14 protein-coding genes are annotated in these 15504 nt (G+C 29.6%); all 14 read left to right on the top strand.

Features of this window, described 5'->3' with window-relative positions; genetic code table 11:
• Positions 1–138: 138 nt before the first annotated feature.
• The 14 genes from KXZ80_RS13190 (at position 139) to ftsZ (ending at position 15464) form a co-directional block, all read left to right on the top strand.
• A complete protein-coding gene (locus KXZ80_RS13190; protein ID WP_021433891.1) occupies positions 139–918 on the top strand; it encodes a tyrosine-protein phosphatase in 780 nt (259 codons plus the stop codon).
• A gap of 10 nt (positions 919–928) precedes the next feature.
• Positions 929–1684 carry a prolipoprotein diacylglyceryl transferase gene (gene lgt, locus KXZ80_RS13185; RefSeq protein ID WP_021433890.1) on the top strand — a complete coding sequence of 252 codons (756 nt, stop codon included), beginning with the start codon at positions 929–931 and terminating at the stop codon, positions 1682–1684.
• A 3-nt stretch (positions 1685–1687) separates the two neighbouring features.
• Positions 1688–2623: a 16S rRNA (cytosine(1402)-N(4))-methyltransferase RsmH gene (gene rsmH, locus KXZ80_RS13180; protein WP_021433889.1), complete on the top strand. Its 936-nt coding sequence runs from the start codon at positions 1688–1690 to the stop codon at positions 2621–2623.
• Between the two features lie 133 nt (positions 2624–2756).
• The gene (locus KXZ80_RS13175) at positions 2757–3113 is read left to right on the top strand and encodes an FtsB/FtsL family cell division protein (protein WP_021430038.1); all 357 of its coding nucleotides are present in this window, start codon (positions 2757–2759) and stop codon (positions 3111–3113) included.
• 11 nt (positions 3114–3124) lie between these two features.
• Positions 3125–5104, top strand: a complete 1980-nt coding sequence (locus KXZ80_RS13170; protein ID WP_021433888.1) for a stage V sporulation protein D — start codon at positions 3125–3127, stop codon at positions 5102–5104.
• Between the two features lie 247 nt (positions 5105–5351).
• The gene (locus KXZ80_RS13165; protein ID WP_021433887.1) at positions 5352–6725 is read left to right on the top strand and encodes a UDP-N-acetylmuramoyl-tripeptide--D-alanyl-D-alanine ligase; all 1374 of its coding nucleotides are present in this window, start codon (positions 5352–5354) and stop codon (positions 6723–6725) included.
• Between the two features lie 39 nt (positions 6726–6764).
• Entirely contained in the window at positions 6765–7730 is a 966-nt protein-coding gene (mraY, locus tag KXZ80_RS13160) for a phospho-N-acetylmuramoyl-pentapeptide-transferase (protein WP_025162704.1), read from the top strand.
• Between the two features lie 18 nt (positions 7731–7748).
• Positions 7749–9107: a UDP-N-acetylmuramoyl-L-alanine--D-glutamate ligase gene (gene murD, locus KXZ80_RS13155; protein WP_021433886.1), complete on the top strand. Its 1359-nt coding sequence runs from the start codon at positions 7749–7751 to the stop codon at positions 9105–9107.
• A gap of 33 nt (positions 9108–9140) precedes the next feature.
• Entirely contained in the window at positions 9141–10271 is a 1131-nt protein-coding gene (gene ftsW, locus KXZ80_RS13150) for a putative lipid II flippase FtsW (protein ID WP_021430094.1), read from the top strand.
• 17 nt (positions 10272–10288) lie between these two features.
• The gene (murG, locus tag KXZ80_RS13145) at positions 10289–11497 is read left to right on the top strand and encodes an undecaprenyldiphospho-muramoylpentapeptide beta-N-acetylglucosaminyltransferase (RefSeq protein ID WP_021429984.1); all 1209 of its coding nucleotides are present in this window, start codon (positions 10289–10291) and stop codon (positions 11495–11497) included.
• 84 nt (positions 11498–11581) lie between these two features.
• Positions 11582–12835, top strand: coding sequence for a UDP-N-acetylglucosamine 1-carboxyvinyltransferase (gene murA, locus KXZ80_RS13140; RefSeq protein WP_021433885.1), 1254 nt, complete (start codon positions 11582–11584; stop codon positions 12833–12835).
• A 144-nt stretch (positions 12836–12979) separates the two neighbouring features.
• Positions 12980–13714: a cell division protein FtsQ/DivIB gene (locus tag KXZ80_RS13135; protein WP_021433884.1), complete on the top strand. Its 735-nt coding sequence runs from the start codon at positions 12980–12982 to the stop codon at positions 13712–13714.
• A 281-nt stretch (positions 13715–13995) separates the two neighbouring features.
• Positions 13996–14178: a DUF1290 domain-containing protein gene (locus KXZ80_RS17925; protein WP_114543618.1), complete on the top strand. Its 183-nt coding sequence runs from the start codon at positions 13996–13998 to the stop codon at positions 14176–14178.
• 104 nt (positions 14179–14282) lie between these two features.
• Entirely contained in the window at positions 14283–15464 is a 1182-nt protein-coding gene (gene ftsZ, locus KXZ80_RS13125; RefSeq protein WP_021433883.1) for a cell division protein FtsZ, read from the top strand.
• Positions 15465–15504 lie beyond the last annotated feature (40 nt).

Below are 15504 nucleotides of genomic sequence, written 5' to 3'. Positions count from 1 at the left end.
AATCTATGAAAATTAGTTGTATCAGTTTTATATGTTTTAAGCTCAAACAAGCTTTGTTTTAAAGTTAAATAGTTAAAGAAAATTGATGGTTTATAGGTAATATGGTATTATTTAGTTTATAAAAGGAGGGAGAGCTAAATGATAGATATACATTGCCATATATTGCCGCAAGTAGATGATGGGTCAAAAAGCTTAGAAGAATCTATAGAAATGGCAAAAATAGCACAAAACGAAGGAATTAAAAAGATAATTAATACATCCCACTATCATCCAGATTTTAAATATAAAAGTGGAGAAGAGTTAAAAACAATATTAAAAAGCTTTAACAAGAAATTAAAAGATGAAAATATAGATATAGAAGTTCTTTTAGGAAATGAGCTTTATTTTACAGATGATTTATTATGTGATTTTGAAAAATTAGAGTTTCATAGCTTAAATAGCAGTAAATATGTATTAGTTGAGTTTTCGCCTAATAATTTTCCTAATAATTTAGCAGATATAGTGTATGAATTAAAGTTAAAAAAATACATACCTATACTAGCGCATGTAGAAAGATATCCTAAGGTACAAGAAAATCCAAATATTATATATGATTGTATAAATGAGGGAGCTTTAATTCAATTGAATGGAGCTAGTGTAATAGGGAAAAATGGGAAAGAGGCAGAGAAGACTAGTAAAATTTTACTAGAAAATAATATGGTTCACTTTATAGCGACAGATGCACATAGTAGTACAAAGAGAAGACCACTAATTAAAGAAGTATATGATTACATAAGTAAGCAATATGGAGAAGAAAATGCAAAAAATATATTTGAAGAAAATCAAAAATGTATTTTAGAAAATAAAGATATATGCATTTTAGAACCAACAAAATACATAGAAAAGAAAAATTTATTTAAAAGACTATTTAAAAGGTAGGGATTAGTTTATGGATAGAATTGCATTTACTATATTTGGAATAGATGTAATGTGGTATGGAATACTTATGGCAACAGGTATGATTTTAGGTACATTAATAGCATTGAAAGAGGCTAAAAGAGTTGGAATCAAAGAAGATGATATATTAGATTTAGCAATTATTGCAATTCCGGTAGGACTAATAAGTGCCAGATTGTATTACGTAATATTTAATTGGGAATATTATTCTAATAACCCATCTCAAATATTCAATTTTAGAGGCGGTGGAATGGCAATACATGGAGCTTTAATAGGTGGAATATTAGCAGGATATATATTCTCAAGATATAAAAAGATTAATTTTCTAAAATTAGCAGATACTGTTATACTTGGAATGCCTTTAGCTCAAGCTATAGGAAGATGGGGCAATTTTATAAATAAAGAAGCTCATGGAGGTCCAACCAATTTGCCATGGGGAATAATGGTAGATGGAGTAAAAGTACATCCAACTTTTCTATATGAATCTATATGGGATTTTTGTATATTTATATTCCTATGTATATTTAGAAAAAAGAAATCTTATGAGGGTCAAATTATAGTTTTATATGCTATACTATATTCTTTAGGAAGATTTTTTATAGAAGGGCTTAGAACTGATAGCCTTATGATAGGACCTCTTAGAATGGCTCAAGTTATAAGCTTAGCAGGCGTAATAGGCGGAATAATAGTCCACCTATATTTATCAAAGAAAAATAAAAAAGAAATAGATGATACTAAGGAGCGATAAAATATGGAATTTCATCACGTATCGGTACTTTTAGATGAGTGTATTGATAATTTAAACATAAAACCAGATGGAGTATATGTTGATTGTACAATGGGTGGTGCAGGCCACTCCAAAGAAATAGTAAAAAGACTTTCTAAGGATGGACTTTTTATAGGATTTGACCAAGATATAAACGCTATAAATACAGCAAAAGAAAGATTGAGTGAATATAGTGATAGAGTAAAGTTTGTGCACAGCAATTTTCAAAATTTAAAAAATGAATTAGAAAAAATAGGTGTATATAAAGTTGACGGGGTTCTAGCAGATTTAGGGGTTTCATCGCATCAATTAGATGAGGCTGATAGAGGATTTTCATATATGCAAGATGCACCTTTAGATATGAGAATGGATATAAGATGCAGTTTTTCAGCTTATGATGTTGTAAACACATATAGTGAAGCGGAATTATCAAAAATAATAAAAGATTATGGAGAAGATAATTGGGCTAAACGTATAGCTAAGTTCATAGTAGAAGGACGTAAAGAAAAGAACATAGAAACTACAGGTGAACTAGTTGAAATTATAAAAAAAGCTATACCTAAGAAAGCTAGAATGGATGGTCCTCATCCAGCTAAAAGAACTTTCCAGGCTATAAGAATAGAAGTAAACAATGAATTAGGTGTTATAACTGAGATGATAGATGATGCAGCTTCTATTATGAATGAGGGCGGAAGAATATGCATAATAACTTTCCACTCTTTAGAGGATAGAATTGTAAAGAATGCATTTAGAGATTTAGCGACAGATTGTATATGTCCACCACATATTCCTATATGTCAGTGTGATAAAGAGGCTTTAGTAAAAGTTATAACTAGAAAACCAATATTACCAACAGACAAAGAAATCGAAGAAAACCCAAGATCTAGAAGTGCAAAATTAAGGGTTGCTGAAAGAATATAGAAGTCTAAGCGAAAGCTTAGACTTTTTTGTTTTTTATTGTTTTAATTTTGTATTAAGACTAAAAAGGAAGGAGTATATAGAAAGTTAAATATAATATATATCTATTTATTTATAAAAAAGTAAGGGGATATGTATGAAAAGAAAAAATAAAATAAAAGATATAAATGAATATAGAGCAAATAAAAAGAATATCTATAAAAGAAGAATGGTAAAAAAAATTACAAAGTGGGTTATAAAGTTAGGAGCTGTAGCAAGTGTTTGTTGTATAATTTTTGCGTGTATGTATGGATATAGTGAAGTTGCAAAATTAAAATATAAAATCGGGGATTTAGAGTCTGAGTTACATAATAAAACTATAGAAAAAGAAAATTTACAAGTAGATGTAGATCTATTAACTAGAAGTAGAGATATAGAAAAGAAAGCTAATGAGAAATTAGGGATGGACTATCCTAAAGAAAGTCAGATGAAGTACATAGAAGTACCTAATTAGGGGGGATTTGCTTGAGTAAAATAAAGAGATTGAGTAAAAAAAGGTTAGTAATTGTTTTAATACTAGCATGCTTTGTTTTTACGATGCTTATATTTAGGACTGGATACTTACAAATAATTAAAGGGGATTGGCTTACAGAAAAAGCTTTAGATCAGCAAACAAGAGATATACCAATAGAACCTAAAAGAGGTACTATATATGATAGAAATATGAAAGAGCTTGCTGTAAGTGTTACTAAGTATACTGTTTGGGCTAAACCGGTTGAAGTTAAAGACAAAGAAAAATCAGCTAAGGTAATATCTGAAATGATAGGTGAAGACTATGATGATGTTTTAAAATTGTTGAAAAAGAAAAATATGGCTTTGGTAAAAGTAAAAAGATGGATAGATGATAAAACAGCAGAGAAAATAAGAGACTCTAAATTACCAGGTATATGGGTAGCTGAGGATAATCAAAGATATTATCCATATGGGAATTTTGCTCCATACGTAATCGGACATACATCAGACGATGCAACAGGAATTGCTGGTATAGAAATGCAATATGACAAACACTTAAAAGGAAAACCAGGAAGACTTATTGTTAGTACTGATGCATCAGGAAGAGAAATTCCTCATGGTATGGAAAAATATTATGAGCCAGTGCAAGGAAATGGATTAGTTCTTAGTATAGATGAAGTAATTCAACATTACACTGAAAAAGCAGTTCAAAAAGCTTATGAAATAAATAATGCTAAAAGAGTTACAGCAATAGCTTTAGACCCAAAAACTGGCGACATTTTATCTATGGCATCAAAACCTGACTATGATCCAAATGATTCAAGAACACCGATATATCCATACTACGAAGAAGAGCTTGAAAAATATAGTGATAAAGATAAAATAAAAGGATATTTCTCAATGTGGAGAAATCCTGCAGTTAGTGATACGTATGAACCGGGATCTACTTTCAAACTTATAACATCATCCGCATCTGTAGAAGAGGGTGTTATAAAAGATGGAGAAAAATTTGTATGTACAGGTAGTGTTACTGTAGGTGGAAGAAAATTGAAATGTTGGAGACATTATAGACCGCATGGAGCCCAAGAATTTAAACAGGCAGTCCAAAATTCTTGTAATCCAGTTTTTGTTGAGTTAGGGCAAAGATTAGGGGTGTCTAAGATGTATGATTATATAGAAGGATTTGGATTCATGGATAAAACTAATATAGATTTACCTGGAGAAGCTAAAGGTATTTTATATAATGAAAAAAATGTAGGACCTGTAGAGTTAGCAACTATATCATTTGGTCAATCTATATCTGTTACTCCTATGCAATTAATAAGTGCAATAGGTTCAATAGCAAATGATGGAAAACTTATGGAACCGAGAGTAGTTAAATCAAAGGTTGATAATCAAGGAAACGTAACAGAAAATATAAAACCAAAGGTAGTTAGACAAGTAATATCAGAAGATACATCTAAAAAAATGTTAGAAATAGCTGAATCTGTTGTAAGTGAAGGATCTGGTAAAGCTGCATATATACCTGGGTTTAAAATAGGTGGTAAAACAGGAACAGCACAAAAGGTTATAGATGGTAAGTATGCACAAGGTAAATATATATGCTCCTTTGTAGGGATAGCTCCTTGTGATGATCCACAAATAGTAGTATTAGCTATAGTAGATGAACCAACTGGAGTTAGCGCATTTGGTAGTACAACAGCAGGACCTATAGTAAAAGAAATTATGAATGATTCATTAAAATATTTAGGGGTTGAACCTAAATATACGGATGAAGAAAAGCAAGAATATGAAAAACCTAAGGTAAAGGTACCAAATATTATTGACTTAAGTATAGAAGATGCTTTAAAGGTATTAGAAGAAAATAAATTAAAACCGATACAAGATACAGATACAGAGGTTGATGGAAGTGCAAAGGTTAAAGAAATTTTCCCTCCTGCAGGATCAGAAGTACCACAAGATTCTGGAATAGTAATTTACACAGATAATTAAAAGACAATATAGGAATAAACATCTTCAAAAATATTAATATATAGTATATAATTAATGAGTTAATAATTTAAAGAGCAATGTATATAATTTATATACATTGCTCTTTATTAGGATTTCTAAAGGTTTACAAAAGTGTAAAATAATTAGTATTCTATAAAATTATATATTAAAATATTATAAGTATAGATGATGAATATAAAAAGATTTATAATATTTAAAGAGATTTACTTTATTAAGGAGGTTTAGTATGGAATCTTTATCTATAAAAGAACTAGTTATAGCAACTAAAGGTACGTTGGTAAAAGGTAATGAATCAGACGAAATACAAAATATAGCTATAGATAGTAGAAAAGCAAAATCTACAGATGCATTTATAGCTATAATAGGTGAAAGCCTAGACGGACATAAGTTTATGCAGTCAGCATATGAAAATGGATGTAAAACTTTTATAAAAAATAGAAGTAATAGCATAAAATTTGAAAGTTCGGATATAAATTTAATAGAAGTAGAAGACACAACAAAGGCTCTTGGAGATATAGCAAATTTTTATAAGTGCAAATTTGAAATACCATATATCGGAGTTACAGGTAGTGTCGGAAAAACTACAACAAAAGATATGATATATGCAGCTATATCAACAAAATTTAATACTTTGAAGAATGAAGGTAATTTCAATAATCATATAGGAGTTCCGCTTACATTATTCAACTTAAATTCCAGTCATGATTGTGCAATAATAGAAATGGGAATGTCTCATTTTGAAGAAATAGAGTATTTAGCAAACATGGTTAATCCTAAGATAGGAGTAATATCAAACATAGGGCTATCTCATATAGAAAATTTAGGATCTCAAGAAGGTATATTAAAAGCTAAACTAGAAATCACTTCAAACTTTGATGAATCTAACACACTTATAGTAAACGGTGACGATGAATATCTAAAAAAAATATGCAAAGATGAATTAAATTATGATTTAAAAACTTTTGGATTTGACCACAATAATGATATATATTGTACAGAGTACTCTATAGGAGAAGAAGAATTAAGATTTACATGTATGATAGATAATAATAAAGAAGAAATATATATACCTACAGTTGGAAAACACAATACATATAATGCAATGGCAGCTATACTTGTAGGATTAAGCTTAGAAATGGATTTAAAAGATATAAAAGAAGGTCTTAAAAACTTCAAAGCAAGTAAAATGAGATTGGATATTATTAAAAAAGATGATTTAACAATAATAAATGATGCATATAATGCAAGCCCAGATTCTATGAAAGCTGCATTGGAAATATTAGGAAGGTATGAAAAAAGAAGAGTAGCAATACTTGGAGATATGTTTGAGATGGGAGAACATTCAGAGTATGGCCATAGACTTGTAGGAGGATATGCAATAGAAAATGCAGATGTTTTAATAACTATAGGAGAAAGCTCAAAGTTTATAAGTGATGAATCAATTAAACTAGGTTTAAATGGCTCTAATGTGTACCATTTTTACAATAAAGAAATAGCAATCGAGAAATTAAGTGATATAATAAATAAGGATGACGTAGTTTTAGTTAAGGCGTCTAGAGGTATGCAATTAGAAAATATAGTACAATATTTAAGCAGGTAGACAATAATTAAGAAATAGCCAGCAAGGGAGAGGAGTTATATTATGTTAGGAATAACACAACTTACGTATACAGCGATGATTTCATTTCTAATAGTGATTATACTAGGACCGATTTTTATACCTATGTTAACTAAGTTTAAGTTCGGTCAAACTGTAAGAGATGATGGACCACAGACACATTTACAAAAAAATGGAACACCTACAATGGGTGGTATAATGATGATAGTAGCAATACTAGTTACAGTTCTTACAAGAACAAAAGTAAGCTCAGATATGACAATGGGGCTTTTATGCATAACAGGATTTGGTTTTGTAGGATTTGTAGATGACTTTTTAAAAATTAAATTTAAAAGATCATTAGGATTAAAAGCATATCAAAAGATTTTACTACAAATTGCATTAGCAACACTTTTAGCATATTATCAATATACTAATTCACCAAGTGCTGCTCAATTATTAATACCATTTACAAGCTTTACGATTAATTTAGGGCCTTTATATGTACCTGTTATGGTATTTGTAATACTTGGAACTGTAAATGCAGTAAACTTAACAGATGGATTAGATGGATTAGCATCTGGAATAACTGTTATAGTATCTGGATTCTTTATGTTACTTGCAGCTAATTATGGATATACAGATGTAGCTATACTAGCAGCAGCTACAGTAGGTGCATGTATAGGATTCTTAGGATTCAACTCATATCCTGCAAGAGTATTTATGGGTGATACAGGATCTATGGCATTAGGAGGGGCTGTTATTTCATTTGCAGTACTTACAAATAATGTCCTTATAATACCCATAGTTGGAGGTATTTATTTCGCAGAAGCTATATCTGTTATACTTCAAGTAGGTTCTTATAAACTAAGAAAGAAAAGAATATTCAAAATGGCACCTATACATCATCACTTTGAGCAATGTGGATGGCCTGAAACAAAAGTTATATTTGTATTCTGGATAACATCTATAGTGTTAGCTTGGATAGGTATAATAGCAGTATTCTAATTTACGGGGGTTAGAGCAATGGATTTAAAAAATAAAAATGTCTTACTTGTAGGACTAGCAAAAACTGGCGTATCAACTATAAAAAAATTAAATAAATTAGGTGCAAATATCATAGTAAATGATATAAAACCTAAGGAAAAATTAGAAGGAATAATAGAAGAAATAGATAATTTAGATAATATAGAATATGTTTTAGGTAAACACCTTGAAAGTATAGAAAACATAGATTTAACTATAGTATCTCCTGGAGTTCCTTTAGACTTGCCTTTTATAGAAAAAATAAAATCTGAAGGCATTAAAATAATAGGAGAAGTTGAATTAGCATATAAACTATCTAAAAATCCTACATTCATAGGAATAACAGGAACAAATGGAAAAACTACTACTACTAGCTTAGTAGGAGAGATGTTTAAAAAAGCAAATAAAGATACATATATAGTTGGAAATATAGGTAATCCAGTTATAGACACTGTTGATTTAACTAATGAAAACTCATATCTTGTAACAGAGTTAAGTAGTTTCCAATTAGAAAGTATAGAAGACTTTAAACCTAAAGTAAGTACTATAATAAATATTACAGAAGATCATTTAAATAGACACCATACTATGGAAAATTATATAAATGCTAAAGCTAGAGTGTTTAAGAATCAAGACAAGACGGATTTTACTATACTAAACTATGATGATTCTATTGTTAGAGATTTAGGTAAAAACAGCAATGGAAATGTTTTATACTTCTCAATAAAAGAAGAAGTAAAGCAAGGTGCATATCTAGATAAAAATAACAATATAGTTATAAAGGTAGATGGTAAAGAATTAGTTCTTATGAATAAATCTGAATTGAGCTTACCAGGAAACCACAATTTAGAAAATGCGATGTCGGCTATTTTAATGGCATACGTATTAAATATCGATACTGACGTTATAATAGACACATTAAGAACATTTAAAGGTGTAGAGCATAGATTAGAGTTTGTTACAAATAAAGATGGTATTATGTTTGTAAATGACTCTAAAGGAACGAACCCAGATTCAACTATAAAAGCTATAACTTCATATGAGAGACCTATAGTTTTAATAGCTGGAGGATATGAAAAGCAAAGTGACTTTACAGAAATGATTGAATATGCAACAAAAAATGTAAAGGCTCTAGTCCTATTAGGACAGACTGCAGAAAAAATAGAAACAACTGCAAAAGAACATGGAATTAATAATATATCAAAAGTTGAAGACATGGAAGCTGCAGTAAAAAAAGCTTATGAAATAGCTGAATCAGGGGATGTAGTTTTATTATCACCAGCTTGTGCAAGTTGGGATATGTATCCAAACTTCGAGGCAAGAGGATTAGACTTCAAAGAGAATATATATAAATTATAGATATATAACCGGGAATGGAGGTAGGTCTAATTAATGCCTAAAGAGATAGTAAAGAAACGTGTTAGTAGGGGGATAAAAACTGATTTTGACAATGTAGTATTTTATACAACAATGTTATTAGTATTTATAGGGATCATAATGGTTTTTAGTGCTAGTTTTATACAATCTACATTTAAACTAGATGATTCCTATTATTTTTTAAAGAGAAATGTAATTTATGCAACCATAGGATTTATTGCTATGATTTTTACATCTAGGATAGAATACAGATTTTGGTACAAAAATGCAAAAATATTAGGAATAGTAGTAGTTATATTACTTCTATTAGTACTTTCACCTCTTGGGACTTCATTAAATGGAGCTCAAAGATGGTTAGGTTTTGGAGGGTTGACAATACAACCAGCAGAGTTAGCTAAATTTGCAACAATAATAATAACTGCTAAATTAATAGAATTGAAATACGATAAAATAAAATCTTTAACAAAAGGAGTTATACCACTTCTTATAATACCTAGTATTTTCTTTGCTCTAATAATATTACAACCAAATTTATCTACTGCAGGAACAGTAATATTAGTTACTTTTGTAATGATATTTGTAGCAGGTATGGATATGAAAATTGTTTATGCTATGTTTGGCGCAGGGGTTGGATTATTTGCAGTAATGGTATTAGCAGCTCCGTATAGACTTGCACGTGTTACTTCATTTATAGATCCATTTAAAGACCCTCTAGGAGCAGGATACCAAGTTATACAAGGTTTATATGCACTTGGATCAGGTGGTCTGTTTGGGCTTGGACTAGGAAAAAGTAGACAAAAGTATTTTTACATACCCGAACCTCAAAATGATTTTATATTTGCCATCATAGGAGAAGAACTTGGCCTTGTAGGATGTGCAATAGTAATAATGTTATTTGTATTTTTAGTATATAGATGTATAAGAATTGCAATAAAATGTCCTGATGTATTTTCATGTATGCTTGTTGTAGGTATAGGGGGCCAAATTGGTATTCAGGCAGCTTTAAATATAGCTGTTGCAACATCATCAATGCCTGTTACAGGAGTCGCCTTACCATTTATAAGTTATGGAGGAACCTCTCTTATAATATTTATGGCAGCAGTAGGGATTGTGCTTAACGTCTCTAAACATGTAAAAATGAATTAGACAGGAGATGAAAGTTAATGAAAGTTTTATTATCTGGTGGAGGAACGGGAGGACATGTATATCCTGCCATCGCTATAGCAAATAAGATAAAAGAAGAGAACCCAGATGCTGAAATAGTATTTGTAGGAACAGAAAAAGGAATAGAATCTGAAATAGTTCCTAAATATGGTTATGAACTAAGAACTGTTACAGTACAAGGGTTTAAAAGAAAAATAGATTTTGATAATGTTAAAAGAGTATTTAAATTATTTAAAGGATTAGAGCAGTCAAGAAGGATTGTTAAGAAATTTAAGCCAGATGTTGTTATAGGAACTGGAGGATATGTTAGTGGACCTGTATTATTCAATGCATCTATGGGTAAAGTTCCAGCTATAATTCATGAGCAAAATTCTTTCCCTGGAGTTACTAATAAAATTTTAGCTAAAATGGTAACTAAAGTTTTAACTAGCTTTGAGGATTCTCATGTGAGATTCCCTGAAGAAACTAGAAATAAATTAGTACTTACAGGAAATCCGGTTAGAAAAGAGATTCTTATATCTAAAAAAAGTAATTCAAGAAGAAAGTTAGGAATACAAGAAGATAAAAAAATGGTTTTATGCTACGGAGGTAGTGGAGGATCAAGAAAAATCAATGATTCTATGAAGGTAGTAATAAGAAATCTTGTTAATGAAGATGTAGCGTTTATATATGCTACAGGTAAGAACTTCTATGATGGTTTTATGAGTGATATAAGTGACTTACAGTTAAAGCCATATCAAAAGGTAGTACCATATTTAGAAGATATGGCAAGTGCATTAGCCGCTTGTGATATAGTTATAGGAAGTGCAGGGGCTATATCTTTAGCTGAGATAACAGCTCTTGGTAAACCATCTATAATAATACCTAAAGCCTATACAGCAGAAAATCATCAGGAATACAATGCTAAAAGTATAGAAAGCAAAGGTGCTGGAATAGCTATTTTAGAAAAAAATCTTACAGCTGAAACTTTAAATGATACAGTATTTAAATTATTAGGAGACAGAGATCTTTTAATAGACATGTCAAATGCGAGTAAAGAAATAGGAAAACCAGAAGCTATAGACATAATATATAAAGAAGTTATGGAAGTTTATAATAGAAACAATAAAAAGCCGAAAAAAGAGGCTAAAGTTGAAAGTAAAGATGAAAAAATAAGTGAAAATGAAGTAAAAGAAGTTAAGACAATCGGTATAAAAAATAAAAAGTAACATATTTCCCCTCTAGTACATAGTATTAAAAATATAAGAAGTTATATTTTAGGCTAAAAATACTTGCTACTAGGGGGGATACTTTTGTCAAAGTATATAATTAGTGGAGGCAACAAAGTAGAAGGTAGGCTGGATATAAGAGGAGCAAAAAACTCTGTATTGCCTATAATGGCTGCGTCTATACTAAATGAATCTGAAAATATAATAAAAAACATTCCGGATATATCAGATGTACATGTAATGATTGATATATTGAAAAGCATAGGATGTAAAGTTGAATACAATGAGTATACTTTATATATAGATAGTAAAAATGTTAATGTAAACAGTGTTAAAGAAGAGTATATGAAAAAATTAAGATCATCCATTATAGTAATGGGGGCAATGATAGGAAGATTTAACAATATAAGCATAAGTTATCCAGGAGGATGTTCTATAGGTTCTAGACCGATAGATCTTCATTTATATGCTTTGGATAAATTAGGTGTAAAAATAACTGAAGACAGAGGATATATATATTGTAATAGAGAGTATTTGGTAGGAAATACTATAAACTTAACATTTCCAAGTGTAGGTGCTACAGAAAATGCGATGTTGGCAGCTGTAAAAGCAAAGGGAATAACAATAATAAATAATGCTGCAAGAGAACCAGAGATAGAAGATTTGCAAAATTTTTTGAATTTAATGGGAGCAAAAGTAAGTGGAGCAGGAACTAGTTGTATTCAAATTGAGGGTGTAGATAAATTACATTCTGTAGAACATACAATAATTCCTGATAGGATTGCAATAGGGACTTATATGATTGCTAGTGCTATAACTGGAGGGTATTTACAAGTTGATAGAGTTATAAGTAGCCATATGAACCCTATAGTTAGCAGATTAGAAGAATTGGGATGTAATATTGAATATAAAGGAACTGGATTAGAACTTAAAGCTCCAAGTAAAATTTTACCTATAGATATAATAAAAACATCGCCTCATCCTGGATTTCCTACTGACATGCAATCTCAGCTTATGACTTTATTATGTTTAAGTGAAGGCACTAGTATTTTCCATGAATCAATATTTGAAAATCGATTTATGCATTGCGGAGAACTTTCTAAAATGGGAGCAAACATAATAAAAATAACTGAAAATATTTGCATGGTGAAGGGTGTAAATAAACTTGTTGGGGCTAAAGTGGAAGCTTCGGATTTAAGAGGAGGAGCAGCCTTGATATTGGCAGGTATAGCTGCAGAAGGAATAACTGAAGTTACTAATATTAGCCATGTAGAACGAGGTTATGAGCATATTGAAAAAACATTGAAAAGTCTAGGCGCAAATATAAAAAAAATTTAGTATAAAAAAAGAAATCGAATTAGTTTTATGCACTATTACGATTTCTTTTTTTGTAATTTTAAAATATTAAATAATCAAATAACAAAGGATAAGCTATTGTTATGTAGTATTTTATAATATATAAAATACTAAAGGTGGGTTATTATGAAAAAAAATAAATGCAAGTTAAATAAGAGGGGTAAATTTGCTATATATGCTTTTATTTTGCTAGTTATATTATTTATTTATATATGTATAAGTAGTAGTATTTTTGAACTTAAACAAATCGATGTGGACGGAAATAGTAAAATAACTAAAAGCGACATAATTAAAATAGGAGATATTGAAACTGGCAAAAATATTTTTAAATATAATTTAAATGATGTAGAAAAAAAATTATTGGCAAACCCATACATAAAATATATTAAAGTTAGTAGGAAGTTTCCCGATAAGTTAGTAATAACAATTAAAGAAAATAGTGAATATGCAATAATAAAAGAAGGAGCAATTTATATTTATATAGGTGAAAATGGATTGGTTTTATCAGAACAAAAAAATATAAAGAACAAGAATATCCCCTTAGTAAGTGGTATTGAAATAAAAAATAAAAAATTAAACACAAAGATTCAAATTAATTCAGATAAATCAAATGACATAATTTTAGCTATAGATACATTGAAAAAGAACAATATGTCAAGGAAAGTTGAAAGCATAAAAATAAATAAAAATAAAATGTACATGAAAACAGATGATAACACAAATATTGTTTTGAAGATAGATGAAGATATAGAGTATAATATCAATCGATTAAAGGCTATACTAGTTGATTTAAAATCTAACAATAAAAAAGGTGGTAATATAGATTTGACCTCTAAAGAACAAGCTATATACTCTCCATGATGTTAAACTTTATTATAATTTCAAAATGCTTATATTTACTAAAATATAAGCAACAAATTATTTTGAAAATTAATTTTTGTTTATTAAATTTTACAAATTAATAACGAAATTTATGTATATTTACAAATTCTTGTAAAAAACATGAATAAAAAACTTGAATAATGGAGGTATTTCAAAGTAAAATATAGAAGGTGAATATTTATAATATAGGTAATTAATGGTAGTTCGCTTATTATAATAACTGGGTATTATATTTAAATGACATTATACAATAGAGTACTCTGGATATAAGTAAATTAAAAATTAAATTAGGCTTTAAAAAATTTACTTACATAGGATATATAATAGGAGTTCCTATGTATTATGTAGATATATTGGTATTTGGGACAAGGTTATTTAATAATTTATCAATTATAAGAAGACAGATTGTATCTAATTTATGCAATAAAAAAAGAGGAAAATGAACTTTTTTGTGGAATAAGTTAGTTAAATATTAACAAAATGCTAATATAAAATGATATAATTAATACATAGATTTACTTTGAATATTAAATAAGGAGGTTTGTAGATGCTAAACTTTGACGTAGAAATGGATAACTTTGCAAAAATCAAAGTAATAGGCGTAGGTGGCGGTGGTAACAACGCTGTCAACAGAATGGTTGAAGCACAACTAAAAGGTGTTGAATTTATAGCTGTAAATACTGATAAACAAGCTTTATATACATCTAAAGCTGAGCATAAAATTCAAGTTGGAGAGAAACTTACTAGAGGTTTAGGAGCAGGAGCAAACCCAGAAGTTGGGAAAAAGTCTGCAGAAGAAAGTAAGGATGAAATACTCAAAGTTCTTGAAGGTGCGGATATGGTATTTGTAACTGCAGGAATGGGCGGAGGAACAGGAACAGGAGCTGCACCTGTAGTTGCTCAATTAGCAAAAGAGATGGGTATACTTACAGTAGGAGTAGTAACAAAACCTTTTGCTTTTGAAGGTAAAGTAAGAATGAAAAATGCAGAACAAGGTATAAAAGAGTTAAAGACAAAAGTTGATACTTTAATAACTATACCTAATGATAGATTGTTACAAATAGTTCAAAAGAATACATCTATGTTAGAAGCATTTTCAATAGCAGATGATGTATTAAAACAAGGTATAGAATCTATATCAGACTTAATTGCAGCACCAGGTTTAATAAACCTAGACTTTGCTGACGTTCAATCTATAATGAAGGAAAAAGGCCTAGCGCATATGGGTATGGGAAGAGCTCAAGGCGAAAACAGAGCTATAGAAGCAGCAAGACAAGCTATACAATCACCATTACTAGAAACGTCTATAAAAGGAGCTAAGGGTGTTTTACTTAATATAACAGGTGGAGCAAACTTAGGACTATTTGAAATAAATGAAGCTTCTACATTAGTTCAAGAATCTTGTGATTCTGAAGCTAATATAATATTTGGAGCTACAATAAAAGAAGATTTAAAAGATGATCTTGTTATAACTGTTATAGCTACAGGATTTGAAGATGGACAAGATATGGATTTAGATTTAATAAATAGAAACAACGCAATGAATCAAGGACAACATCAAAACTTTCAACAAAGCAGTTTAAATCATAATCCGGCACGAGAGCCTCAAAGACCAGTAATGCCAGAACAAAAACAAGAAGATGAAACTGTTGTTAAACAAAATACAAGTTCAACATACATAGAAAGTGATGATATGGAGATTCCAACATTCCTAAGAAGAAGAAGATAGTACTATCTTCTTTTTTTTTGCGTTTTTTTGTTTTATTTAA

Origin of the sequence: Paraclostridium bifermentans, assembly GCF_019916025.1 — a bacterium.
Classification (GTDB): domain Bacteria; phylum Bacillota; class Clostridia; order Peptostreptococcales; family Peptostreptococcaceae; genus Paraclostridium; species Paraclostridium bifermentans.
This window is presented reverse-complemented; position numbering and strand designations above follow the sequence as displayed.